At 56.2% G+C, this 24,260-nt stretch carries 29 protein-coding genes and 1 rRNA gene; 7 read left to right on the top strand and 23 right to left on the bottom strand.

The annotated features are described in order from the left end of the window. Positions 1-123: 123 nt before the first annotated feature. The 3 genes from MV985_RS06745 to rrf form a co-directional block, all read right to left on the bottom strand. Positions 124-753 (bottom strand): HAD-IB family phosphatase, encoded by a 630-nt coding sequence (locus MV985_RS06745; RefSeq protein ID WP_297464627.1) that lies wholly within the window; start codon positions 751-753, stop codon positions 124-126. 39 nt (positions 754-792) lie between these two features. Next, the gene (locus MV985_RS06740) at positions 793-1,464 is read right to left on the bottom strand and encodes a protein-L-isoaspartate(D-aspartate) O-methyltransferase (RefSeq protein ID WP_297464625.1); all 672 of its coding nucleotides are present in this window, start codon (positions 1,462-1,464) and stop codon (positions 793-795) included. 67 nt (positions 1,465-1,531) lie between these two features. Further along, positions 1,532-1,653, bottom strand: a 5S ribosomal RNA gene (gene rrf / locus MV985_RS06735). A gap of 55 nt (positions 1,654-1,708) precedes the next feature. Here rrf and MV985_RS06730 point away from each other — a divergent pair. Beyond that, positions 1,709-3,217, top strand: a complete 1,509-nt coding sequence (locus tag MV985_RS06730; RefSeq protein ID WP_297464623.1) for a hypothetical protein — start codon at positions 1,709-1,711, stop codon at positions 3,215-3,217. 4 nt (positions 3,218-3,221) lie between these two features. Continuing rightward, positions 3,222-3,578, top strand: coding sequence for a ribonuclease P protein component 4 (locus MV985_RS06725; RefSeq protein WP_297464621.1), 357 nt, complete (start codon positions 3,222-3,224; stop codon positions 3,576-3,578). Here the strand turns inward: MV985_RS06725 and MV985_RS06720 are convergent, their stop codons facing one another. From MV985_RS06720 to MV985_RS06710, 3 genes are all read right to left on the bottom strand, one after another. After that, positions 3,579-4,736, bottom strand: a complete 1,158-nt coding sequence (locus MV985_RS06720; RefSeq protein ID WP_297464619.1) for a cell wall-binding repeat 2 family protein — start codon at positions 4,734-4,736, stop codon at positions 3,579-3,581. Between the two features lie 223 nt (positions 4,737-4,959). Then, on the bottom strand, positions 4,960-5,535 hold the full coding sequence (locus tag MV985_RS06715; RefSeq protein ID WP_297464617.1) for a cyclase family protein: 576 nt from the start codon (positions 5,533-5,535) through the stop codon (positions 4,960-4,962). Between the two features lie 24 nt (positions 5,536-5,559). Beyond that, the gene (locus MV985_RS06710) at positions 5,560-6,294 is read right to left on the bottom strand and encodes an MBL fold metallo-hydrolase (RefSeq protein ID WP_297464615.1); all 735 of its coding nucleotides are present in this window, start codon (positions 6,292-6,294) and stop codon (positions 5,560-5,562) included. An 87-nt stretch (positions 6,295-6,381) separates the two neighbouring features. Between MV985_RS06710 and MV985_RS06705 the strand changes: the two genes are divergently transcribed. Continuing rightward, positions 6,382-7,647, top strand: coding sequence for an adenosylhomocysteinase (locus tag MV985_RS06705; protein WP_297464613.1), 1,266 nt, complete (start codon positions 6,382-6,384; stop codon positions 7,645-7,647). Here MV985_RS06705 and MV985_RS06700 read toward each other — a convergent pair. The 10 genes from MV985_RS06700 to MV985_RS06655 all read right to left on the bottom strand — a co-directional run bounded on the left by MV985_RS06700 (position 7,598) and on the right by MV985_RS06655 (position 17,492). Beyond that, the gene (locus MV985_RS06700; RefSeq protein ID WP_297464610.1) at positions 7,598-8,494 is read right to left on the bottom strand and encodes a hypothetical protein; all 897 of its coding nucleotides are present in this window, start codon (positions 8,492-8,494) and stop codon (positions 7,598-7,600) included. The genes MV985_RS06705 and MV985_RS06700 overlap by 50 nt on opposite strands. Further along, positions 8,481-9,740 (bottom strand): DUF58 domain-containing protein, encoded by a 1,260-nt coding sequence (locus tag MV985_RS06695; RefSeq protein WP_297464608.1) that lies wholly within the window; start codon positions 9,738-9,740, stop codon positions 8,481-8,483. Before MV985_RS06695 ends, MV985_RS06700 begins: the two co-directional genes overlap by 14 nt. Next, positions 9,737-10,543 (bottom strand): hypothetical protein, encoded by an 807-nt coding sequence (locus MV985_RS06690; protein WP_297464606.1) that lies wholly within the window; start codon positions 10,541-10,543, stop codon positions 9,737-9,739. The genes MV985_RS06695 and MV985_RS06690 overlap by 4 nt, the downstream gene beginning before the upstream one ends. Then, on the bottom strand, positions 10,544-12,484 hold the full coding sequence (locus tag MV985_RS06685; protein WP_297464604.1) for a carboxypeptidase-like regulatory domain-containing protein: 1,941 nt from the start codon (positions 12,482-12,484) through the stop codon (positions 10,544-10,546). After that, the gene (locus tag MV985_RS06680) at positions 12,481-13,452 is read right to left on the bottom strand and encodes a MoxR family ATPase (RefSeq protein WP_297464602.1); all 972 of its coding nucleotides are present in this window, start codon (positions 13,450-13,452) and stop codon (positions 12,481-12,483) included. The genes MV985_RS06685 and MV985_RS06680 overlap by 4 nt, the downstream gene beginning before the upstream one ends. A gap of 115 nt (positions 13,453-13,567) precedes the next feature. Beyond that, entirely contained in the window at positions 13,568-14,602 is a 1,035-nt protein-coding gene (wtpC, locus tag MV985_RS06675) for a tungstate ABC transporter ATP-binding protein WtpC (RefSeq protein ID WP_297464600.1), read from the bottom strand. Continuing rightward, positions 14,595-15,341 (bottom strand): tungstate ABC transporter permease WtpB, encoded by a 747-nt coding sequence (wtpB, locus tag MV985_RS06670; RefSeq protein WP_297464662.1) that lies wholly within the window; start codon positions 15,339-15,341, stop codon positions 14,595-14,597. Before wtpB ends, wtpC begins: the two co-directional genes overlap by 8 nt. 39 nt (positions 15,342-15,380) lie before the next feature. Beyond that, entirely contained in the window at positions 15,381-16,412 is a 1,032-nt protein-coding gene (gene wtpA, locus MV985_RS06665) for a tungstate ABC transporter substrate-binding protein WtpA (RefSeq protein WP_297464597.1), read from the bottom strand. Between the two features lie 200 nt (positions 16,413-16,612). Further along, the gene (locus MV985_RS06660; RefSeq protein WP_297464594.1) at positions 16,613-17,167 is read right to left on the bottom strand and encodes an HD family hydrolase; all 555 of its coding nucleotides are present in this window, start codon (positions 17,165-17,167) and stop codon (positions 16,613-16,615) included. A gap of 10 nt (positions 17,168-17,177) precedes the next feature. Continuing rightward, positions 17,178-17,492, bottom strand: coding sequence for a GTP-binding protein (locus tag MV985_RS06655; RefSeq protein WP_297464661.1), 315 nt, complete (start codon positions 17,490-17,492; stop codon positions 17,178-17,180). Between the two features lie 49 nt (positions 17,493-17,541). Between MV985_RS06655 and MV985_RS06650 the strand changes: the two genes are divergently transcribed. Continuing rightward, entirely contained in the window at positions 17,542-18,099 is a 558-nt protein-coding gene (locus MV985_RS06650) for an Era-like GTP-binding protein (protein WP_297464592.1), read from the top strand. On the opposite strand, the gene MV985_RS06645 is transcribed toward MV985_RS06650, so the two are convergent. Both MV985_RS06645 and MV985_RS06640 read right to left on the bottom strand, forming a co-directional pair. Continuing rightward, complete coding sequence (locus tag MV985_RS06645; RefSeq protein ID WP_297464590.1) at positions 18,096-18,389, bottom strand: hypothetical protein; 294 nt, start codon at positions 18,387-18,389, stop codon at positions 18,096-18,098. The genes MV985_RS06650 and MV985_RS06645 overlap by 4 nt on opposite strands. Beyond that, positions 18,368-19,681, bottom strand: coding sequence for a prenyltransferase (locus MV985_RS06640; protein ID WP_297464588.1), 1,314 nt, complete (start codon positions 19,679-19,681; stop codon positions 18,368-18,370). Before MV985_RS06640 ends, MV985_RS06645 begins: the two co-directional genes overlap by 22 nt. Positions 19,682-19,754: 73 nt before the next feature. Between MV985_RS06640 and MV985_RS06635 the strand changes: the two genes are divergently transcribed. After that, a complete protein-coding gene (locus MV985_RS06635) occupies positions 19,755-20,855 on the top strand; it encodes a TRM11 family methyltransferase (protein ID WP_297464585.1) in 1,101 nt (366 codons plus the stop codon). Here MV985_RS06635 and MV985_RS06630 read toward each other — a convergent pair. Further along, positions 20,852-21,274, bottom strand: a complete 423-nt coding sequence (locus MV985_RS06630) for a CoA-binding protein (RefSeq protein ID WP_297464583.1) — start codon at positions 21,272-21,274, stop codon at positions 20,852-20,854. The genes MV985_RS06635 and MV985_RS06630 overlap by 4 nt on opposite strands. A 62-nt stretch (positions 21,275-21,336) precedes the next feature. Here MV985_RS06630 and MV985_RS06625 point away from each other — a divergent pair, with 62 nt between their 5' ends. Further along, on the top strand, positions 21,337-21,675 hold the full coding sequence (locus MV985_RS06625) for a hypothetical protein (protein WP_297464582.1): 339 nt from the start codon (positions 21,337-21,339) through the stop codon (positions 21,673-21,675). Positions 21,676-21,741: 66 nt separating this feature from the next. Here the strand turns inward: MV985_RS06625 and MV985_RS06620 are convergent, their stop codons facing one another. The 4 genes from MV985_RS06620 to MV985_RS06605 all read right to left on the bottom strand — a co-directional run bounded on the left by MV985_RS06620 (position 21,742) and on the right by MV985_RS06605 (position 23,930). Further along, a complete protein-coding gene (locus MV985_RS06620) occupies positions 21,742-21,999 on the bottom strand; it encodes an NfeD family protein (RefSeq protein ID WP_297464580.1) in 258 nt (85 codons plus the stop codon). A gap of 64 nt (positions 22,000-22,063) precedes the next feature. Further along, complete coding sequence (locus tag MV985_RS06615) at positions 22,064-22,747, bottom strand: SprT family zinc-dependent metalloprotease (RefSeq protein WP_297464578.1); 684 nt, start codon at positions 22,745-22,747, stop codon at positions 22,064-22,066. A 51-nt stretch (positions 22,748-22,798) separates the two neighbouring features. After that, positions 22,799-23,467, bottom strand: a complete 669-nt coding sequence (locus MV985_RS06610) for a TIGR00703 family protein (RefSeq protein WP_297464660.1) — start codon at positions 23,465-23,467, stop codon at positions 22,799-22,801. Between the two features lie 34 nt (positions 23,468-23,501). Further along, entirely contained in the window at positions 23,502-23,930 is a 429-nt protein-coding gene (locus MV985_RS06605) for a DUF371 domain-containing protein (protein WP_297464577.1), read from the bottom strand. Between the two features lie 109 nt (positions 23,931-24,039). On the opposite strand from MV985_RS06605, the gene MV985_RS06600 reads away from it, so the two are divergent. Continuing rightward, positions 24,040-24,243 carry a 30S ribosomal protein S17e gene (locus tag MV985_RS06600; RefSeq protein ID WP_366085296.1) on the top strand — a complete coding sequence of 68 codons (204 nt, stop codon included), beginning with the start codon at positions 24,040-24,042 and terminating at the stop codon, positions 24,241-24,243. Positions 24,244-24,260: the final 17 nt, after the last annotated feature.

The raw sequence follows: 24,260 nt of genomic DNA, 5'->3' as shown, positions 1-24,260 counted from the left end.
CTTTCCCCTACTTTCCCCGGCCCGGCACCCGCCCTCTCCGGGGAAAGGTGAACCGGGGGTTCCGGTCGGGCCGACAGGGGGATGACGAGCTTTTGCTTTGCTGATGGGTGATGAGCACGCCCTTCACCGACCCCCTATTAGGCCTTCGATTATCTCCCTCACTTCCCTGAGGCTCTCAACGTTGTGGTCGCCCTCAACGCCCTCGTGCGGGTTTATGGCTATCGCTACATCAGCTTCGCGGAACATGCTTACGTCGTTGTAGCCGTCGCCAACTGTCACCGTCAGTTCCGGCTTTAGTTCCTCCTTCAGCTCGCGAAGGATTACACCCTTGCTCTTGAAGTCCACCAGCGGGTTCACCTTTCCGGTAACGACGCCGTTCTCATCGAAGAGAAGCTCGTTCGCGAAGACGTAGTCAACCCCCAGCTCCCGCGCTATCCTTCCCGCAAGGCACATGAGGCCGCTCGAGAGGATGGCTATCTTGAAATCATTCTCCCTCAGAAACCTAATCAGCTCCTCCGCGCCGTCCATGTACTCAACGGAATTGGCCCACTCAAGGATTTCATCCCGCGTGTGCCCCTTCCAGAGGGATGCATCAAGCTCGGCCCACTTCACGTAGTCGATTTCTCCAGAGAAGAAAAGCTCGGCGTACTCCTTTCCCTTCTCCCACGTTCCAAAGCGCTTGTGAAGCTCCACCCAGCTCGAGACCGATTTGACGAGCGTCCCCTCGAGGTCGAAAGCGATTAACCTGACCATGCCACCACCTGAGAAAAGGCCGCGGTGGAGCTTAAAAGCCTACTCTTTCCAGCCGTACTCCCCGACCAGGGGCACGAAGGCAACCCCACCCCAGCTATTCTTTTTGATCTTCCCGTCCTGGGTTTTGTCGACGATATAAAGGTCCTGCCAGAGGTGGTAGCTCCCGACCGGGATTATCAGCCTTCCACCGGGTTTGAGCTGCTCTATTAGGGGTTCCGGAATTCTCGGCGCCCCCGCGGTGACGATTATCCTGTCGTAGGGGGCCTTAGGCGGGAAGCCCCTGCTTCCATCCCCTAAGAAGATATGGACTTTCCCAACACCCGCTCGCTGGAGGTTCCGCCTGGCAAACTCGACAAGCTCCGGAATCCTCTCAACGGTGTAAACGTCGGTCTTCACGAGTTCGCTTATCAAAGCAGCGTTCCAGCCGCTTCCAGTTCCGACCTCGAGAACCTTCATTCCGGGCTTGAGATCGGCCAGCTCGAGCATTATCGCGACCATGTGGGGTGCGCTTATCGTCTGCCCGGCTGGAATCGGGAGGGGTTCGTCAAGGTGGGCGTACTTCCTATAGCGATCCTCAACGAACAGATAGCGGGGGTATTTAAGAAAAGCCCGTCTAACGGCTTCACTTTTGATGATACCCTCCCGGACAAGAGCCTCAACAGTCCTTTCCCACCGCTGCTTGAGTTCTTCCTCTGAAACCACGGGGCTCATCTGAAAAGGGCTACGTATCCAAAGGATTTAACACTTGCGGAGAAGCCGTGGAGAGAAGTTGAATAGTGGCCGGCGGCGTTCCCGGTTTCCCGCCCCCTCTCGGAGGGCAGTACACCCGGGAACGCTGGCGGGCTTAACTTCCGGGGTCGAAACGAGACCGGGTGTAACCCCGCCGCTATGACCGCCGTACCGATACATACCTGCCGCGGAGGGTTTATAAATCTTACGGTTCCTATGTGTTTTGATGGAGGAACTTGTTGAACTGCTGAGACTGGAGCGGGCGAGGGAGCCGTTGAGCCCGGGCAAAAGGGTTAGGGAGTTCCAGCAAAGGATACAGGCAATGAAAAACGGCGAAGAGGTTGAGGTAAGGGGTTTTCTGATCGGCAGAAGACCTCCCAACGCGCCAAGGGATGCCGCTTACTATCTCCTCTCCCCGCTCTCCCCCTCTGAGCTGGCAAAACTGAGCGAGAAGGAGTTTCGAACTTACCTTGTCGTCCGGGCAACGGAAAATACGGAGGTAGCCGGGGAAGTGAAACCCGGCAGCTACGTCCTTGTGAGGGGGATCATCGAAGCCTATCCCTTCGGCAACCTGAGGATGGTTCACGCGGGTTCCATCGAGGGGAGGGACTACTCGGAGTACTGGAAGGATTACCGCGAGTTCGCGCTGAGCAGATCCGAGGTTATTGATCTCTTCGAGAGAACTGTCTATCTGCGTGACGACATGAGGAACGCCCTCATCTACTCGATCTACGGCGTCCCGTATATAATCGGCGAGAACTGGGGTGAGGGCTTCGAGTTCTTGGCCTTCAAGTACCGGGACGATTCCGGGCTTATCGCCCTCTGGAAAGCCCTCAGGTACTTCCACTCAAACCTCCCCTGGGAAGTTCGCCTGACAAGGGAGGGGATAATCGAGGTTGATGACCCGATCCTCGGAATAGACTTCCGGCTCGGCAACCCAAACTCAAGTGACATGAGGTACTACACTCCCCCCACCAGGAGGGGACTGGTAAAACCGGCCAGATGGGCGGCGAAGATAATAAACTCCAAGAGAGCGGTAGGCCTGCTGCCAAGGAACACGGACGCAGACCCGCGCGATAGGATGGCCAGGATTTCGGAAACCCCCTTCGTGCTCGTCCCCTCAGAGGAGAGGCCCTACTTCGAGGAGAACCGCGAGTTCCTCCAGCTCATACCGAACCTCCTCGTGACGGTTTTCATCCAGAGGGAGAGGCACAGGGCCCTCGACCGCGAGAAGACCCGCTTGCTTGAGGAGGAGTTCCTGCGGTGGCTCAGGGAATCGAGAAACGACTACGGCGACCCCTTCAGGGCTTTAACGGCACCGAGCGGGCCAATGAACGTGAAGCTCAGGGCAGAGCTCGGCAAGAGGGTGTTCGGCTCGATAGTGCGCTTCAACGGCAGGGTCACTAAAAAGGCAGCGAGGGAGGTCAGACTGATAAACGAGGCGATAGTCAACGACTGGATGGTTGTCCTGAAGGACCGCCCCGGCGAGATGATGAGGCTCCTCAAGGAGTACAACGCCTACATTCCCGGAACGCTCAGGGCCAGGAGGGCCCTGGAGATAATGGAGGATCTGGCGTCGCTCAGCCCCTCGGGAGAGGTCACGAAAGAGAGCTTTATCCGCGAGCTGGTTAAGGACGGCTTCTCGAGGGAAGATGCTCTGGAGATAACCGAGAGGTTTATAGCGGCCGGCTACGTCTACGAGCCCTTTCCCGGAAAACTCAGACTGGTGAGGTGATGGAATGTCGAAGAGGTCAATCCGTCAGAGGGAGCAGAGGGAGAAGAAGAGGATTGCTAAGGAGAGGGTCGAGAGGCTCTTCACCCTTGCGGAGCGCGTTTACCCCTATGAGCCGGAGCTGGCCAACAGGTACGTCGAGATAGCACTCGCTGTTCAGCAGAAGGCAAAGATAAGGCTTCCACGGAAGTGGAAGAGGCGGTACTGCAAAAGATGCCACTCCTTTCTCGTTCCGGGAAAGAACGCACAGGTCAGGCTGAGGAGCAGGCCATATCCCCATGTGGTTATTAAATGCCTTAACTGTGGCCACATAATGCGCTATCCATACCTCAAAGAGAAAAAGGCAAGGAGAAAGGAAAGCTAATCAGTGCTTTCCGCTCTTTTCGTCGTGTCCTCCTATCCCCGGTATTGAAATCACTGATTTCTTCTCACGGTAGAGCTCGTGAAGGGCCTTCTTGGCCTCTTTAATGAGCACCTTTGCAACGCTGTAGTTTCCGGCCTTTATGGCCTCTTCGACCCTGTCCAGGATTGTTTTAACGGTGCTAACATCAATTCCGGCCTTCTCGAGGACCTCAACCTGTGCCTCCAGCTTTTCGAGCTCGATTCTCAGCTTGAGTTCCTCCCTGCTCTTCACTGTCATCTTGAACTCCATGTGGGCGTTCTTCAGGGCGAATTCACTCCTTACCTGGAGCCGAAGGGCCAGAACGTAGGCCTCGGTGACGTTTCCAGCCTGAAGGCTCTGGTTAACTTTCTCCATGAGCTGGAACATCTCCCTGACCTGCTCCATCAGCTGTGTTGAGTTTGTCATGTTGGCGATTTCCTCAACGGCAATTAGCCTCTCGCGAACCTGCTCCATTATCCGCTCGACCTGCTCCCTGCTAACGTTGGCCTGAACCCTTTCTGCCCTGCAGTTGCACTTCTGAAGCTCTTTCTCAACTTTCTCCATGACCTTCTCTGAGGCCTTGCTCTGGACCATCACCATCTTCCTGACCCGGAACCTCTCCATGAGCTTGCTAACGTTGGTGGACTGGTTAACGTAGATTATCATGGCGCGGTTTTCAACGGCCAGCTTAAGGGCAGTCTGGATTGCGAGGCTGTCGTTTCCAGCAACGACAACGCTGGCGTTGAATTTGATTCCAAAGAGCTTGCTGGCGTTGTCTATAACAGCCAAGTCAGTCTCGTACCTGTTGGCCCCCCACCAGCGGTAGACCGTTATGTTGTATTCCTCAAGGTCCCTAACGTATTCATCCACTATCGCCATTGGCCCACCTATTATTATGACCTGGTCAGGGGCGTAGCCCAGTATTTCAGCAGTGATGTTTGGGTTGTAAACTCCCCATGTTGTTGTGACAACTATGGCACCGGTGAGGTTGGCAAGGTACTCCGCTATGGCCTTGTCCGCTGCGTTGTCGCTGACGAGTATGACTGTAACGGTCTCTCCCGCGAAGGCACTGCCGGCACTGAACGCCATTCCAATCATCAGCAGTCCGAAGAGGACTGTGGCCAGTTTTTTACCGAGCATGGCTATTCACCTCGGTTCTTTCTCCGAAAAAAGACCTATTTAAGTCTTTTTCAGGAAATCGTAAATTTACGTCGCTGATTGCTCAGGAAAAAAACTCTGAGAGCCTAAATCCGATTGTCAAACGTTAACCGAGGTTTCTCAATGTTTAGCCACGTTTAAAAACCGTCCAAACAAGCCCGTTCCCCCTTGGGGTGACAGTATCATAGCGTTAGGGGAAAGAAGCTCAACCAGGGGACATAATAGCCACGGCCCTCACCGGGCTCCCGGAGCCACCCTCTATTTTCAGCGGGAAGGCCATGAAGGTGAACTCCTTCCCAAGAACGGCATCGAGGTTGGTGAGGTTCTCGAAGATAGGTACCTCAGCGCTCAGGAGTATCCTGTGGACGGCGTCATCGCCGATGCTCATCGCGTCCGTTCCGACTGCCTTAATACCCTCGGCAACAATGAAGAGCGCCACCTCCGGGGAAAGCTCCCTCCCCTCTGTGAGGAAGAGAACTATCCGGTTGTGATAGCCCGAATCCGGAATCTCGTCAAGCTTTACCCTTCCCTTACCCCCCCTAACGTCCAGAACAAAGGCCTCTCCGATGAACTTCTCTAAGGGAAGCTCGTCAACCGTCTTTCCACCGGGTATGAAGTGGGCCGGTGCATCGACGTGCGTTCCGGTGTGCTCGCCCATCTTAAGAACGTTCATGTAGTAACCGTCCCGGCCTATCAGGGCCCAGGGTTTTATGCTCACCGGGGGATCGTCGGGGTAAACCGGCGTCCTCTCGGAGATGGGGGTGGAGAGGTCGATTATCATACACCCACCAAAATCTGGGGGAAGTCATTCCATATAAGCCTTACCGTCCCCCCCGAGGAGCCGGAGGAGATACTTCCGGTTTGGAAAGCGCTGGATCACCTTCTCTATCGTCAGCTCGATGTCGCGCTCGACGTTCCTCGATTCCCAGCCGTGACCGGGCAGGAGGAGGTCTATCTTAAGCGTTTTGAGCAGACGGAGGGAGTTAAAGTACTCTCCAAGACTTCCGGAGTCGTAGATGTTTGAGACCGTCCCTTTGGCGAAGAGTGTGTCCCCCGAGAAGAGTATCCTCCTCCCAGGTTCGTAGAGGCACATGCTCCCGGAGGTGTGGCCCGGCGTGTGGATAACCTTGAGAATCCACGAGCCCGCGTTGATTATGTCGGCGTTGTTGAGCCAGAGGTGAACTTTACTTCCCGGAAACTGTTCCCCATGATGGCGACACCGCATGACCTCGTCGTCGCCGTAGAGTATCTTCACCGCGGAGTACTTGTAGGCGCCAATGAGCGAGCTCTCCTGGAGGTAGAGGTTTCCCCCGACGTGATCGCAGTGCTCGTGGGTGTTGAGGACGATGTCAATATCGCCCGGCTTAAGTCCAAGCTCAAAGAGACCCTCCTCAAGCCTCGGGTAGTCACTCATAAGGCCTGTATCTATGAGCACATTTATGTCGCCCGTTATCAGGTATGAAAAGGCCGAGTACCTGCCGGGCTTTATCTTGTAGAGGCCCTCCTTTACCTTCCTGACGCAGGGGTAATCCACGGCCATGGTGAGAAGGGGGGAGGCCAACCTCAAAAGCCTTTCGCACTTCGGAGGGCTTTTAAGACTGCTTTCTCTAGCATCCCCGGTGGTACCATGGACTGCACGAAGGACTACTGTGTTAAGGACATATCCCTTGCTCCCAGCGGGGAGAAAAAGATAGACTGGGTATCCCGTTTCATGCCTGTTCTCCAGAGCATACGGAAGGATTTCGAGAAGAGGAAGCCCTTCAAGGGCATCAGAATAGCCACGACGCTCCACCTCGAGATGAAGACGGCCTTCCTCCTCCTGACGCTTAAGGAGGGCGGTGCCGAAGTTTCCGCGGCGGCGAGCAATCCTCTTTCAACGCAGGATGATGTGGTTGCGGCACTGGCGAAGGCTGGGATCAAAGTTTACGCCGTGAGGGGAGAGAGCAGGGAGGAGTACTACGAGAATATGCATAAAGCGTTAGACATAAGGCCGAACATCATCATAGACGACGGAGCGGACATGATAAGCACCGTCCACCGCGAGAGACAGGAACTCATAGACGAAATCTGGGGCGCGAGCGAGGAAACGACAACGGGGGTGATAAGGCTTCGCGCCATGGAGAGGGACGGCGTCCTCAGGTTTCCAGTCATAGCGGTCAACGACAGCTACACCAAATACCTTTTCGACAACCGCTACGGAACCGGACAGTCAACCTGGGACGGTATAATAAGGACGACGAACCTGCTGGTTGCTGGAAAAAACGTTGTGGTCGTCGGCTACGGCTGGTGCGGTCGCGGGATAGCGATGAGGGCCAGGGGGCTGGGGGCCACCGTTATAGTGGTCGAGGTTGACCCGATTAGAGCCCTGGAGGCGAGGATGGATGGTTTCCTCGTGATGAATATGAGGGACGCGGCCGGGATGGGGGACATATTCGTGACATCAACAGGCAACATAAACTGTATTCGCAGGGAGCACTTTGAACTCATGAAGGACGGCGTAATACTGGCCAACGCGGGTCACTTCGACGTTGAAATTTCAAAGCCTGACCTGGAGGCCCTGGCCGTCGAGATACACGAGGTAAGACCCAACATCAGGGAGTACAGGATGGCCGACGGAAGGAGGCTCTACCTCCTGGCGGATGGAAGGCTCGTAAATCTTGCGGCCGCAGACGGCCATCCGGCGGAGATAATGGACATGAGCTTTGCCCTTCAGGCGAAAGCCGCCGAATACATCAAGGACAATCATGATAAGCTCGACCCCAAGGTCTACGTGCTCCCGAGGGAAATTGACGAGATGGTGGCGAGGATTAAGCTGAGCTCAATGGGAATAAAAATAGAGGAGCTCACTGAAGAGCAGAGGGAATATCTTGAGAGCTGGAAGCACGGGACGTAGTGTCCGAGTACACGACGTACCGTACCCCATTCTCCACCCATTCATACTTTTTGGTCAGCATCCGCGACTCCCATGGTGAGCGGAGCATCACGAATGTTGGGGCATACTCCAGATCCAGGGTCAGGAGCAGGGGCCTCCGGACCGGGCTGCCTCCCTGAAGGGCCAGTGAGACCGACCTCCCGTCCATGGCCAGTGGCTCCACCCTGAAGGTATCGCCCGCGGTCATGACGGTTCTCAGGATCAGGCGGTTGAGAACCTCCTCCCCGGTGTTTTTGGCCCTCTTCATAGCGTACCCTGCGGATATCAGGGCCGCAATACCAACGAGGAGGGGCAGCAGAATCCAGAGGGGGAGCAGGTTCGGAGGCCGGGATCCCAGATCGCTCCAGTAAAGTATCAAAATAAGGAACCCCGTTCCAGCGACAATAGGAAGGGCGAGAATCGTTAGAGTTGGAGCAATCAAGGAATCATCGTCCCCGGTGAAACTCCCACCCCCGGAGTATGGCTCGAGATAGTAGGCCAGAATCAGGAGGATGGAAAAGAGTATTCCCCCGAGGGTGTAGCCCTTCAAGGCGGAAAGGGGGGTTCCCCAGAGGGTGGGGATCATGAAAAGCAGAAGCTGGGCCAGGACCAGCTTGAAGACGCTCTCGACAGCCAGGGAACCGATGATGGAGAGCGTCCCGGTTAGGAGAAGCATGAGGGGCAGGGGATCGGTGGTGTCAACGACTGGACGGAACATCGACAGGACCAGCTCGCCGATCCAGGTTGTTGATAGGGACCAGGCCAGTGGGATCGAGGCCACCAGGGGAACGAGAATCCTGAGGAGCCTTATCCGGTTAGATTTTACCATTCAGCATCACCCAGAGGACCTTTTTAACCCCCGCAGGGAGGCTCTCCCCGGCGGGATTCCAGTGGACGACTGGAACGCCCAGTTTCTCGGCAAGGGCCCTCTTCTGGAGTGCGGTGAGGGAACCGACGATTCCGTCAATCTGGTGATAGGGGTTAACGTCCACAACGATCGTCCCCTTCCCGGTGAATCTGGCGGCTCTCTCCACAGCCCGGGATATCTCATCGACGGTGTAGGGTGTGAGGTTGGTCACAAAGAGCGAAACCGTTGAGCCTCCCTCCAGGAGGGCCCGAGAACGCTCGACGGCTAGTGGGAAGGATTCTCCCGATATGGACGGGCCGGCGTGAAGGAGGAGCTTTGCAAAGGTCGAGAGGGCCTGAATCCCCGTTCTAGGGGTCTCGAACCTCCTGGAGCCAACGAGGTAGAGGCCAACCCTGAAGTCGCTCTTGAGGAGAAAGGCTATAATGGAGAGGGTTAGTCCAACCGCCGACTCGAGCCCCCCGTTGACTGCGGTCCCAACGCCCATGTTCTCGGTGGTGTCGAGGTAGATCATGACCCGCGCCCTGCCCTCCGGTTCGTATTCGTTGACAAGGGGTTCGTTCAGCCTGGCCGTGGCCTTCCAGTTGATGACTCTGAGGGGATCCCCTGGGTGGTACTCCCTGATCTCCCTGAAATCCGTGGAAACCGGGCCCATTCTCGAGAGGTGGGAGGAGGGTCTGCCCTCCCTTGTGCGGAGCTTTCTGGTCACGAGCCTTTTCACGGGCACGAAGCTGGGGGCAACCTCGATGTCAATCTCATTGCCAAGGATGGCATAGGATCTCATTCCAACGCGGAGGGGATCCACGCCGATGACCTCCACGGGAGACAGGACGTGCCTCCCCCTTTTGAGGGCCCTTATCTCGTACTCGTAAACGACCTCCAGGGGCTTTTCAGGGCGCTTGAAAAAGATCCGCCTGTTGCTGCCGCGCGTGATCTCAAAACCGGGCGGAATCACGTCTGATACCTGAACGATGCCGGCGCCCTCCTCGATCCGGAGACTGACCCGCACTCTGGTACTCTCACCGACTCCCAGCTTCGTTCTCTCAACGGTCTTCTCTCCTGAAATGCCGGATGGAGGATCTGTCAGTATGCCGTAGGAGAGGACTGCGGCCGGGATTAGACTCATGTAGGCGAATCCCGGAATTCCCGTCAGGAGCGCGGCGGCGAAGGGCAGGAGCGTTGCGTAGATCAGAAGGTTCAACGCCCTCACTCCAACCCCTCCAGACTCTCAATGGACTTGAGAATCTCCTCGACGAGTTTCTTCCTCCTCCTTACTTCCTCAAGTGCCCTCTTCTCCTCGAGCCAGGGGGGAGCCAGGGGATTGGTTGGGGGCCGGTACTCCACCAGGGGTCGGATAGCCCTCTCAAGGTGAACATCCAGAACGCCCCGGGGAGAGTGTCTCAGGATGAACACCAGCAGGGGGGTTTTGTCACCCTTTTCAACGAAGGCCCTGACCACCCTCCTGAGATCCAGTGTATAGGCGTCCTCCTTGGGGTTCGGGCTGGTTGGGGGTAGGGGATCCAGCTCAACCTTCCCGATTCTGGCTGAGACGTAGGTGACCGTGAGGTAGGTAAGGTAAACTATCGCCGATGCAACGAGGAGGTAGAACAGCGCAAACAGGACCGTTCCTGGGTGGGGGTACGAGGCCAGGAGGGCCGAGAGCACCACGGAACCCGCCAGGACCAGAAAGTACCTCTCCAGGAAGTCGCTTCCGGTTAGTCGGTAGAAGGCGTAAACCATAAGGTAGGCGATGCTGACACCCCCAAAGGACAGCGCCAGAAAGCGGGTCAGCCAGCCGTCGCCGGCGAGGAGGGAGGCGAGTGCCATTACCATGAACCCCGCTGCCCGAACCAGGAGGTCCTCCCTCCGCCTTGCTCGGTGGGAGGCCCAGAGGATCAAACCGCCTATGCCGAAGATGATCGGTACCAGGATTCCCTTCGTGAACATTGTCGCCATGACCGTCCACATGAGAAAGCTGCTCGCCGCAGATTTCAGATCCCTCAGCTTCGCCATTCACAGCACCCCCAGCTTCTCCAGGGAATCCACCATCCTCCAGAAGTCGTCCTTTCCGACGGGTCTTTCGGAGTACTTGGCCAGGACCAACGTTCGCGTTATCGTGAGGACGGGTTCCTCCGCGATGCCCTTTCTGACGAGGGCCCCGGCGATCTCCAGAGGGGTTCGCTCCCGCGTTTGGATCCCGAGGGATCTCACGAAGGGGAGGAAATGCTGCTCGTAGAGATCCACAACCGCTTCCTTGGGTGGGAGTATATGAAGCTCGATCTCTTCACTCCCGGCCCGCAGGAGGTGTCTCCCGGGCGGCAGTCTCAGTTCGAACCGCTCGTCCGCACCCAGGTTCTTGCCATCGACAGTCAGTTCGGCCTTCTCCGACAGGACAACGGGTACGATCTCGTCCGGTAGGAAGACCCTCCTCCTGGGTTCGATAAACTGAACGGACGTTTTAGAGTATTTGAGGGAGGGCGGGGAAAGTTTCAGACCCGGGTTGAGGTGAAGCCTGCTCCTGCCTGTCACCACGAGGACGAGAAGAAGAACCAGAGAGAGTCCGATGGAAACCTGGGTCAGGATGGTCCTGTTAACGGAGATCTTCAGTCCATTTTCTCCCCCCCGGGAGAGAACGACGGTTTTTTCCACGGGGAGATATAACCTGTCGCCCGGATATGAAATCAGGATTTTCTTCCCTCCGGCCGGTATTGGATGGAGTCTTGCGAATCCCCTTTCGTCTGTCCTCAGGGTGAAGGTGGAGTTGCCAACCGTCACCGTAAGGCTTCTGTTTGCGAGCGGAACGCTGCGCCAGTGCACCCTGATAATGAGGGTATCGTTTCTCAGCGATGCCTCTATCTCGGGTCTCCTCCTTATCAAGAGTTCGGGGTCGCTGTTTGAGGGGGCCGCGGGATAGCCGCGGTAGTGGGCTATGATGTGGTAGCTGCCGGGGGGTATGGATGAGGTAACGACGCCCCTGACGGTGAACCTGCCGTTGCTGACCTTTCCATAGCCTATGATAAAACCCTTCGTCCCCTTGCTCCTGTTCACCGTGACCCAGACCCTCCCCATGGGGACGGGCATTCCGTCGGGGTAGTAAACCCTGCCGGATACCTCAACCGGCAGGTCCCCGTTTCCAGCGAGTTTCTTCGAATAATTGGTGATCTCAACAACCGGCTTCTTCAGAAAGGCAACCCAGCTGAGGAGAGCGTATGTCCGGTTTCCGGTGTCGACGGTGACAAAGAACGGATAGTAACCTGTGGGATGTATCTCCTCCCGGGTCGCGAAGGGAGGCACCCTGTACTCAAGGTGAACGCTCCCGTTGCGTTCTCCAACCCGGACGATGTTTCCCGTGAAGGCGAAGCTCACGTTGATATGGAGATAGGGCCCTGAGACATAGAAGGGAATCGAGAAGCTCTCCCCGGGTGAGGAAAAGACCAGCGGCGAGGTTGTGTCAACCACTGCCTCCCCGTTAACCCCCTGAACCGTGTGGACGTCCCCGTCGTTCGTTACTATTGGGATGTAGTACTTTCCCCGGTACCAGACGATTAACTGCCAGTATCCGTAATCCTTCCAGGGAAGTATCGGCAACGATCTGGCGGGGGATTTTATGCATACAAGCTCCGGATCCTCCGGGAGTACGGCCACCGGGCAGTCGGTATCAACGTCCGTGGGGACAAAACGGAAGTCGCTCCTGGGTGGAACGAAGCCTGGGAAATCCCGTGGAGGTTCTAAGGCAGAGGGATTTTTCTGATGATTGTTCCTCTCGGTGTTATTTTGGGATTCTTCTGCCTGATTCCTGCTGTGGAGGGACTGGAGGGGGCTGTGAATCAGGGGCTGAGTCTTTTCCCTGTGATCCGCAGGGGATGGAGATTCTAACACGAAGATTTGGCCCAGGGTCAGTGTTGAGATGAGAATAAGGAAGAAGAGCAGAATGGCCGCGTGCTCCCGTCTCATTCATACTCAGCTCCCTTGGGGACGGGGGTCTTCTTCAGGGCGTCTTTTATAACATCTTCGCCGCCTACTCCCTCGAAGGAGTACTCCGCTTTGATCACTACCCTGTGGGCAAGGACGTCCATGGCGAGGGTCTTGACGTCGTCGGGGATCACAAAGTCCCTGCCATCGAGGAGGGCGTTTGCCTTTGCAATCTTCATCAGGGCTATGGCCCCCCTCGGGCTCGGGCCTGCTTCAACCTTCGAATCGGCCCGGGCGTTCCTCACGAGATTGACGATGTACCTCAGAACGTCCCTGCTCACGTAAACGCCATTCTCCACGAGCTCCTGCATCTCTATAAAAGTCTCCCGGTCTATCACCGGCTTAAGGTCGGTGGTGGGATCGTCCTTTCCCCAGCTCAGGCGAGCCTCCAGGATGGCCAGCTCATCCTCCTCGGTTCGGGGGTAGCCGACGTGGAGCCTGACCAGGAAGCGGTCGAGCTGGGCCTCGGGGAGGGGGTAGGTCCCCTCGAACTCTATCGGGTTCTGGGTGGCCATGACAAAGAAGGGCCTCTCCAGGGAAAAAGTCTCTCCCTCGATGGTGACCTGTCTCTCCTCCATCGCCTCGAGCAGAGCAGACTGGGTCTTCGGTGGCGCGCGGTTGATCTCGTCCGCGAGGAGAACGTTGGTGAAGACTGGCCCCTTTATCAGCTCGAAGGTTCCAAGGTTCTGGCGCCATACCTTGGTTCCCAGGATGTCGGCCGGGAGTAGATCGGGAGTGAACTGGACGCGGGTGTATTTGAGCCCCAGAACCCTCCCGAAGGCCTTGGCCAGTAGCGTCTTTCCCAGGCCGGGGTAGTCCTCAAAGAGAACGTTGCCGTTGACGAGGGCCGCCGCGAGGGTCTTTCTAACCACGGGCTCGTTGCCGATATAAACGGATGATATGGCCCCAACGATGTTCTCTGCGAGGTCTTTGAACTCCTTTGCGTCCATTCCTCTACACCTCGATGGCAGATGTCAATTACTATATCCAATAAAACCCGAAATATGGAAAGCTTAAAAATTTTGTGGGTTCGGACTGTAGTCGGCGGAAGCCGATCGCCGGAGCTCAGAAGATGTGAATGGCACTCGCCTTGAAACCCACGTAAACACTCTCCCCGGGTTTTATTCCCAGCTCCAGCAGGGAGGAGCGCGTGATGAAGGCCCTCAGAATGAGCCTCCCAACGAGGAGGTGCACCCTCACGAGGGGACCGAGCTCCTCTATCGAATCAACGATGGCCCTAAACTCGTTTCTCGCTGAGCTTCCAATGGGTCCCGCGGAGAGGATCATGTCCTCCGGTCTTATGCCAACCCTCACCCTTCCGGAGACCTCCAGGGGGAGCTCTATCTCGAGACCACCAGCCCGTAGCTTTCTCCCCTCCGCAATCCCCTCGATGATGTTCTCAAAACCCAGAAATCGGGCAACCTCCTCGTTTGCCGGCCTTGAGAAGACTTCCCCTACTGAACCGACCTGAACGAGCCTTCCTTTGAGCATTACTCCAACGCGGTCGCCCAGACTGACGGCCTCCTCGAAGGAGTGGGTGACGTGAATGGCGGTAAAGCCCAGTTCCCTCCTCCAGCGCTTCATCTCGGTTAAAAGCTTCGACCGGGTTTGAACGTCGAGGTTGGCGAAGGGCTCGTCCATGAGGATCAGGGGGGGCTCGATAACGAGGGCCCGGGCTATAGCAACGCGCTGGGCTTCACCGCCGCTGAGGGTTTTCGGTTTCCTGTTAAGGAGGTGGGCTATACCGAGAACCCCGGCCACTTCCCTGACTTTCCGCTTTATCTCGGTCTTCGGGAGCTTTCGGAGTCTCAGCCCAAAGGCTATGTTGTCGTAGACGCTCATGTGAGGAAAGAGAGCATAGTTCTGGGGAATGTAAGCCAGACCTCGCCTTTCTGGGGGTAGATCGGTCACGTCCCGCCCGTTCAGATAAACCCGCCCGGAGTCGGGCTCCACGATGCCGGCTATCACCTCGAGGAGAACGGTCTTTCCAGCGCCGCTCGGGCCAAGGATCACGAAGTGCTCGCCCTTCTCGACGCCGAAGGTTACGTCCCTCAGGTGGAACCCCCCGTAGTCCCTGGAGATGGAGATTACCTCAAGCATTCCCGCCCCTCCTCACGAGCCAGCGGAGAAGCACGAAGATTGTCAGGCTCATCGCAACCAGGATCACAGCTATTGGCCTCGCGGCTCTCAGACCGTAACTGTTGAAATACTCGAGGACCAGAACCTGTGCCGTCTTGGGGTAGTAGGCTATAATAAGTATTGCCCCGACCTCGCTTATGGCCCTCGCCCAGGTCATCACCGAGCCGCTGGCCACAGAAGGGAGGGCCATTGGGAGCGAAACGGACAGGAAAACCCTGAACCTCGATGCCCCAAGGGTTCTGGCCACGTGCTCGAGTCCTTCGTCAACCGCCAGAAAACCATCCCTTGCGGCGTTTATCGTGAACGAGGCGGAGACGAAGAGCATGGCGGCTATTATTCCAGTGTAGCTGTCGAGGATTGCCTTTGAAAAGGTCACGAGGAGCATTATTCCGACGACGGAGTGGGGGATGACTATCGGGACGTCAACGAGGGCCTGAACAACGCTTTTCCCCGGGAAATCCATTCTCGCCAGGACGTAGCCCAAAGGGACGCCGAAGAGGAGCGCTATGAAGGTCGTTGCCGTCGCAGTGAGGAGGGAGTTTTTGACGGCATCCAAAACGGCCGGATCTTGGAGGGTTTTAACGAGCATCTCCCAATCGGAGGCCTGTTTGAGGAAAATGACGGCTAAGGGGAGGGCTATGTAAACTATCAGGAAACTCCCGAGTGCTGCGAAGAGGTAGAGCGTGTAGTCGCGCCTCATGGCATACACCGAACCAGGGTGAGGAAAGGGGCTAAAAGCTCACCCCTCCACTCTAACCAGCGCCCTTATCTCCTCCGGCACGTTTCCGAAGGCTACCGGCGGGTTGAGGAAGTCCTGGTGGTTCTTTTCAAAGACCTCCCTGCCCTTCTCGCCGAGGAGGAACTTGAGGAACTCGATGGCGAGCTTCCTGTGGGGAGCGTTACCCGGAACCGTGATGCCGTAGACAATGGGCTTGGCCTTGATTGTCTTCCCCGTTGAGCCGAGGGTTATGCTGACCTGGGTGTAGTAATCAGCTTTCCTGAAGTCCCCGAGATTTATCTCAGCCGGGAGGGTGATGTAGCGCAGGTGGTGCTGCTCCGCGACGCTCTTGTAAATGAAGAAGTAGTCGAGGCTTCCGCTCTCAACGAGGCCGGTTAAATCGGTCTCCTTCGGCCTTATGACGACCTTCTCGTTCTTAACTTCGATCTGCTTGGGGGCATAGATGTGGGTCCCGTTGGCGTGGATGTTCGTGTTCTTCTCGACGAGGGTCTCAAAGACGGGCTTCCCGTAGTAGATATCGGCCAGCTTCATTACCATGACCGAGCGGTAGCCGCAGGGATCCTGGTTGGGGTCGGAGAAGCCAAAGGTGACGTCCGGTCTCGCGAGGATTTCGTACCAGTTGTCGGAGTTTATCCCGTCGGCGTACCTGCTTTTATCAGTGAAAGCGATGACTATTTCGTTCGTCGCGAAGAGCACGTAGAAATCCGTGAAGTTGGGGACCATCATCTGGGGTATTAGAGTATAATCGGCAACGGCAACTATGTCGGCCTTCTTTCCGAGGTCGGTTACCTTTCTGACGGCCATGACGCTTCCGCTGGCCTCGTCCTGGAAGCTCACGCTCAAGTTGAGCTTTTCCCTCGCGTAGGTCTGGAATTCCCTCTCGATTTCAGCCAGCGGAACACTCAGGGAACCCGCGTGAAAAACAACGAGGGTTACCGTCTTCTCCCGCGGCGAGGTGCCGGAACCGATGCATCCAGAGGCTATGAGCGAAAAGCCAAGCAGGAAAAGGAGGAGTATGCCCTTTAACCTCACCCAGCACCACCACTGGAGATGGACAGAAGCGGGTATTTAAACATTTTGAGCAAACAAAAAGATTAACGTCAACAAGTTTGTTTCAAAATCTACGGGAAGTCGCCGGCGCCACACTACGCTGCCCTGGACAAATGGGGGATGAGAGACTGAAATGGAGAGAAGAGAATTGTTGCATCATGATCCGACTAACCGTGCTGCAACTATTTAACCTTTCTCTTTAACCTCACCAGATCTTCGATGAGGTCTCCAAAATATTCGTATAACTCGTTCTCCCTCAGCTTCTCAACAGCACCCCAGAACTCGTCGAGGTTCCTGAATCCAGCTTTCTCGTACTCGTAGGCCTGAATCAGCATCTCCATCCTGTCCGCGAACTTGACGAGTTTGCCTTCAATGCTCGTCTCGTTCTCGTACTCATCAAAGAGACTCAAGAGGTCCCCGCGGCCGATGGAGGAGAGCATCTCCATCAACGCCTCTCTTTCGCCTTTTCCTTTGTCCAGATACTTCTGTGCCGTGAGCGGAACGTCGGTTATCCTGGCCTCGGCCAGATCGTGGAGGATGGCCATCCTGATGGCCTTCTCGGTGTCGATTTCAATGCCTTTGGCCCTCAGCTCGTCCGCGAGGAATAGGGCTATGAGGGCGGTTCTGAAGCTGTGATCCGCTATGCTCTCCGGGTTTATAACCCCGCGGAGGAGCCAGCCGGTTCTGGGAAGCTTCTTAAGGCTGCCCGCCTCGAGGAAAAGCTCCAAAAGGGACATCATCAGCACCTCACTCCTCGGTTGTGAAGAGCGCCCTATCGGTCTCAACGGCGCTCGCTATTATGCAGTCCCCAAGGAAGCGGCCGTAGACCTTAACACTGTCACCCAGGCCGATGCAGGGGCTTCCTGAGAACTCGACCTTTATTCCCGACACGGTGAAGGTCGTCCGATAGCTCGGCAGTTCCATCGGGAGGAACTCGATGAGGGGTTTGTCCTCGATTACACCCTTGATGACGATGTTCTTCCCCCTGAAACCGCCGGAGTGGAGGTCATCAACCGTGACGATGTAGTAGTAGTGGTGACCGAGTTTAACCCGCCTGGGCATGCTCATCACCTTTATATCCCCATGATTCATCACCACTAGGGGTGAGGGTATGATAAAGGTTGCGATTATAGGCGCGGAGAACGTCGGCAAATCAACGCTGATGAACGCGCTCATAGGCGGAAAGGTGAGTGAAGTTGAGAACCTGCCCGGGACGACGAAGGGTGTGATAAGGCGGCGCTTCGGCAAGCTTAAGATACCGAAGGGCATGAAGAACCCCCTGGGGGGAGCGGATGAGTTCGTTCTCATCGACACAGCGGGCCTGTTCGATCCCAAGAGGGAGCTTCGGGGGAAGGTTCTCAGCGAGGAGCGCTTTAAGGAAATAGTGAAGGAGATAACCTCAGCAGACATAATAATCCACATGGTTGACGCGACAGTTGGCCTCCACAGGGGGATGGAAAGGCTCCACCACATCCTCAAGATGCGCTATGAGAAGCCGATAATAGTGGTTATCAACAAGGTTGACCTCGTTCCGAAGGAGCGCGTTGAAGAACTCAGAAAAATCATAAAGAAGCGCCTGGAGCAGGAAGCGATTCCGCTGTCCCTGGTTACCTACGAGGGCTTCAACGAACTTCTCGAGAGGATAGCTCACCACGCCCAGTACGTTTAGCTTCCCGCCCTCTTCAGGTTTCGCCTCAGCTCTCGCAGGAGGTCTCCGACGCCTTCCGTCCTTCCAGAGATGGAGGTCCTGAGGAGAAGCGCCGTCTCATAGGCGTCCGTGAGATCCCTCCTGCAGTTCTCCACGACCTCCGAACGAAGGATGGAGTAGATCTCCTCCACGGCGTCCCTGAAGAGCACCTCGTCCGAGTAAAATTCCCCGGTCAGGAGCAGGTCTACGAGATCCCTCACGAACTCGATCTTGTTTTCCCGCTTTCCGATCAGTGTTTTGAGCCGCTCCACTGCCTAACCCTCCCGGGAAGTTCCCTCTCAAGGGCCTTTATCAGGATCTCCGAGACGAGTATTGAAGAAAACCGCGGATCCCTCACCTCGAGGGCGGTGTCTATGGCGCGCTCTATGTCACCCGTTTTGAGCAGGTGGTGGGAAACGTCGGCCATTACCACGGAGCGCAGCTCAGGATCCTCGATCCTGGAGCCGACCCTCAGGGCGTCATCTATCCTTCCTGTGAGGACGTAGTACCTTGAGACCTTGGCCAGCACCTCCTCGCTGGGAGTGCTCTTTTCAACGGCCTCAACCACATCCTTTCTCGCCAGCTCCGGCCTCTCAAGGAGACGGTTCATTACCGCCTTTCCAACCAGCTCGGCTTCCCCCTCGTTCAGGACGGAGATAAAGTCCGGAAGGACTTCGGGATCCCTTCCGAGCAGCTCGAGGGCGGTGCTGACGAGCAGATCATCCCCGTTCTCGAGCTTTCTTATGAGCTCCACCGCAGACTTCCCTTCCCCGGCAAGGGCAAAGGCCAGCGCCAGCTCCTCCGTGAACTCCCTGCCAAACTTCTCTATCAGCTCCCCGGCGATCGATTCCAGGAGGTCTATATAATGCCCGAGAACTCCCTTCTCCTTCAGGCGGAAGGACACTTCCTTGAAGGCCTGTCTGGTCCATTCCCTTGACCCCATGGCCCTCAGCAGAGAGATGGCCTTTTCGTAGGCTCCGAGGGAGATGTAGGCCTTGGTGAGTTCGAGAAGGGCCCTTGAGAGATAGGGTTCTCCCTCTATGTACTCGAGGGCTAGCTTGCCCTTCCTCAGCCTGTACGCGGCTTTGAGCTGGTCTCCGTCCATGGTCCTTGCGCTGGCCCGCACTATCTGGAGCAGGACCTCGTTTCTGACCTTTGAATCGGCTATCTCGAGGGCGTAGGTTACCGCCTCGCCCGTTTCTCCGAGGGCCAGCAGGTAGGAAACGGCCGTTCTCATCACCTCGTCCCTTCCGGGAGGTGGTAGAAGTCTTGAGTCCTCGAGAACTGTCTGAAAGACCTTTCTATATGTCCTGAACCCCGCCCTACCCAGTGAGTGGCCCACGGAGAGAAGGGCACGGAACATCTTCACCGGATCTTCGATTTCCCTGGCAGTATCGAGGGCCTTCAGGAAGGCGGTTCGATGGTTGACATCGCCGGCACGGGCCAGCCTCTCCCCGATCCTGGCGTACGTCACCGATTTGACATAGGGGTCTCTGATGACATCGACGGAGGCGAGGATCTCTCTCACGAGCATGACGTCGGTCCTCCAGGGCTTTGATTTCACGCCCCCAGTTGATCGGGGGCTCTTATTAACCTAACCCCGGAACGTTTTTAAGAACCTCTCCCCAGCCGGGACCATGTACTCCGTCATCTTCGGCAAGAATCCCGCGCTCAGCGAGGCGGAATTCCTTTCATTCGGACGAAGGTTCTCTCTCCACGTCCGACCTGTGGAATCCGGTTCGAGCTGGATGGTCTTTCACTCGTCCCCGAAGGTGGAACGTCACTTCAGGTGGCTCGGTGGTTCGCTCAAGCTCGTGAGGATAGTCGGTGAGGGTGAAGAAGCCTTAAAGAACCTCGAATACTCGAGACTGTTTACGGTGAGCATCTACGGGAGGAGCGACTGGAGGCTGTGGAGAAAACTGGGGAGCGAGATAAAGAAGACGTTTAAGTCCGAAGGCCCGGCGAAGTTCTTCAAGCCCGCCAGGGTTTACGCGATGCCCTCCGAGCTTATACTGAAGGGATTTCCGGAGGTCAAGGACTTCGTCTTCCTATTCCGGGAAGACGGGAGTTTTTTAGTGGGCGAGACGGTTAAAGTAACGGACCCCTTCGAGCTGAAGAAGCTCGACGTGGAAAGACCCGTTCAGAAGCCGATCCTATCGATCCCTCCCAGGCTGGCGAGAATAATGGTGAACCTCACTGAGATCAGGAAGGGAAGCTTTTTGGATCCCTTCTGCGGGATTGGAACGGTGGTTCAGGAGTTCGTTCTCCAGGGTCTGAACGCCTACGGGAGCGACCGCGATCCAGAGCAGATAAAGGCCGCGAAAAAGAACCTCGCCTGGCTCAAAAGGGAGTTTCACCTCAAGAACTCGGCTCATTTAGAGGTCTGCGACGCGAGGAAGCTCAAGAGGTGCTTCAGGCAGAGGTTTGATGCGATAGTTACCGAGCCATACCTTGGGAAGCCCCTCAGGAGAAATCCGAGCAGGGGGGAGGCGATAAAGCTGGCCAACGAGCTTGATAGGTTTTACTATTCCGTCTTCGAGAGCTTTGCCGACGTCCTGAGGAGGAAGGGAAAAGTCGTCTTCGTCTTCCCGGCCTACAGGCTGAGCGGCGGCGGGATATACAGAAAAGACAGAAAGTGGCTCGGCAAGATCGGCTTCGAGGTTCTTGGCAAATACACCGACTACGAGGAGAGGCACAGGCTCGTTAGGGACATCCACGTGCTGAGGTACAGGGGTTAACCGATGAGCCTCTCGTGCTCCTGCTTTATGCACCTGTGGGCTACAGCTGTTAAGCTGGCCTCCCTGGCCCTTTTAAAGGCCTCCTCGTTGAACGTTCCGAACTGGAACCACACAACCTTTGCCCCCTTCTTTATCGCCTGCTCCACGTACTCCATCGTGAACTCCGGCCTTACGAAGAGGTCGACTATCTCAACTTCGTCAGGGATATCCAGGATGCTTGGATAGCACTTTCGCCCGAGAACCTCCTCGTAGCGCGGGTTCACGGGATAGACCTCGTAGCCTTTCTCGAGGAGATAGCGCATCACCTCGTTTGCATCCCTTTCGGGCTTCGGTGAGGCGCCTACGAGGGCTATTTTACGGTACTTGGTCAGAATTTTCCTTATCTCATCGTCACTAAGTCCATCCGTTCCGGTCATCATATCACCGGTGAAAGTTTGCATCAAGGTTTAAAGGGGTTGCGCGAACTAAAACCGGTGGTGACATGGCCCTCTACGAGGAGAGGATTTTCAGCCGCGGTTTCGCCCTGCTCATGCTCCTTGCGGTGGTGCTGCTGGCCTGGAGCACCGCTGCCGCTTATTACTCGAAGGCTTTCTGGATGATGTTTGCGGCCTCCCTCCTTCTGCTGGCGGTACTCGTTGACATCGTGGCCATTCGGATTGAGATAGACGAGCGTGAGGTTAGGATACGGGGCCTTCTCGGCCTTGTGGTCAGGAAGACAGTCAAGATAGAAAACATCGCCAGCTTCTCCGTTTCAGAGGGCTGGATGGGCTGTTCCGGGCGATTCACTTCACCCTTCCAGCTAAAGGTTGCGTCGTGCTGAAGCAGAAAAGGGGCTGGACGGTTTCCTTCACGACGAACCATCCGGAAGAGATAGCGAGGATATTAGCTATGCTCGGCGTTCCACGAGAACCTTAGCGCCGCTCACGCCGATGACCACAACCTCCCCGCCCCGTTCAGCAGTCCCGTTTACCCATTTAGCACTCCAAACCTCACCTTCGAGCTTCACAAGGCCCTCAGGAGTTAAGTCTTCAACAACCACCGCGGTTTTCCCGATCAGGCTTTCGAAACCGGTCTGCGGCTTGGTATTAAGCCCGCCGCGCAGAATGGAGGGAACATCTTTCTTAACGAGGAGCAGGGGTATCAAAAGGGCGTGAAAAGGACTCTATCCTGGGGGAAAGGAGCGGAAGAAAGAGGGCCAAACCTCAGGCTCATCGGTTATGGAGGCCAGGGATTTCAGGAAGCTCCTCGCTTTCACCGCCCAGCCACCTCCAGTAGGAATTCAGCTCGATGATGCTCCACCACTTCCTGAGTTCCTCCCTCGCGCTCCGCCATCCGGGATAAAAGCCTCCAACGAACTCCCAGAAAGCCTTTGAGTGGTTCGGGAACCTCAGATGGGCCAGCTCGTGGACAACAACGTACTCCCGAAGCCCGGGCGGGACGGAAAGGAGGCGGACGTTGAAGTTGAGGTTGCCCTTCGCTGAGCAACTCCCCCACCTGCTCCGCTGATGCCGGATGAAGACCTTCCCGGGGGTGACGTTCATCTTTTGGGAGTACTCCCCCACTAGCGGGAGGAGCCTCGGCCTGAGAAATGCCTTCAGACCGGAGATGGCCTCGTCGCGGTAGGCGGAGAGAACCACCGTCCTAAACCTCTCGTGGACCTTCGTCTTTCTTCCCCTGACCACAGTATAGAACTCTCCCCCTATAGGAAAGCCCGACTCAGCTATTTCCCTAAGGCCGTCTATCTCCCCCAATTTGGCCTCGAGCCATCGCCTGTGCCTATCGATGAAGCCTTCCACGCCAAAGCCCTCCGGGGCCGTGACGACCACTTTACCATCGGGTTTCACCTCAATTCTCGCGTACTTTACGGGCCTTCGCCGGATCAGGACGTCCACACTCTCATCCCCCGGTGATACCGAAAACGTCAGAAAAGGGAAAGATGGGGATCAGTCGAGCATGGCCAAGACCTTATCGACCTCGTTTGAAACCTCGACATCAAAGAGGTGTATCGTCGGCAGGAGCCACCAGAGGCGGTAGTTGTGAGTCTTTTCCTCTTCGCCATAGTACTGGAAGACGAACCTTCCAAAGTCCGTCATGTCGCGGTGGACGTCCCGGACCTCCCTTAGAACGCGCCTGACCTTGGGCGGATACTCCTCGAAGGGCAGGGGGATGCTCTTGATGAAAACCCGGTCCTTGAAGAAGTCTGTCGTCAGTCCAACACTGCCCACGTGCTTCTCAAGTTGCCTGAACTTCTTCTCCCTCCAGAAGCGGTGAAGGATTATCCTCGGGTCCTCTTTGGCCAGGGGGTAGTCGGCACCCTCCGTGTCGAGCCAGAACTCCAGGTAGGGCTGGCCCCTCTCGATGATTATCTTCGCCAGCAGTCGGGCGTTCTTTGGTATTTCCCTCTGGGTTTCGCTGATGTGGTACTTCTTTCCATCCTCCGTGTAGGTTTCTCCCTCCTCCCTCGTTCCGGTTCTCGAGACGAAGTAGGCCTCCCTGCCGTCTATGGTTCCCAGGTGGAGGTCGTAGCCCCAAGCCTTGAGGTCCTTGAACTTGAAGCGCCTCTCGGCCGGAACAATGCCGGTGTTTTCGACGATGTAGTAACCCTCGAGCATTTTCATCACCGGAAGTTAATAAAAGTTTGGCCTTTTAAGGCTTTTCCTCCGAGATGATGAGCTCGATCTCAGCTACCGTTTCAGGGTTCTTCAAAAGCTCAACAACGCGCCTGCTAATGTCTCTAGCGGCCTTGTTCGCCCTCACTGCAAGCGTTCTCCCGTCGATGTAGGTGCTCTTCCGGACGACCATCGAACAGTCGTGGTCGAGGATCAGATCGGGGCTTCCCTCCGCGATGATTTCCTCAACAAGGTTGCCTACCTTAATCCTGATGAGGAGCTTTTTTCCGGCTTTTAACGCGGCTTTAAACTCCTCGCTCAGGTCGTTTATCCCCTTATCCGCCCCAACGCAAAGTATGCAATCTCCCCTTGGGGTTAGGTGGTCCTCCTTCGTGAACTCCAGCGTCGATTTGTGGGTGGCCCTAACGTTCTCGTGTCCTCTGCAGTGAACTGCCTCCCGCAACATGCATTCCGGTCCGTCGCGGGGTTTATAAGTCTGAGTGAGGGAAAAGCTTTAAAACCGCTTTCGAGACTGGGGTATGGTTGTCAGAATCAAGCTAACGGGGGGTTTGATGATGGGAAACATCAAGCAGACGTTCATCAAGAGGGTTGCCCGCGAGCTTATTGACCGCTATCCAAACGAGTTCAACAGGGAGTTCGAGCACAACAAGAGGAAGGTTGAAGAACTCACCACCGTCCAGAGCAAGACCACGAGGAACAGAATAGCCGGTTACGTGACCAGGCTCGTGAGGTTAAAGGAAGAGGGCAAGATACTCTGAGATCGTTCCTCAGGCTC

It is taken from the genome of Thermococcus sp., assembly GCF_027012695.1.
Lineage (GTDB): Archaea > Methanobacteriota_B > Thermococci > Thermococcales > Thermococcaceae > Thermococcus.
The sequence above is the reverse complement of the archived record's forward strand: the minus strand, read 5'-3'. Positions and strand labels throughout refer to the sequence as shown.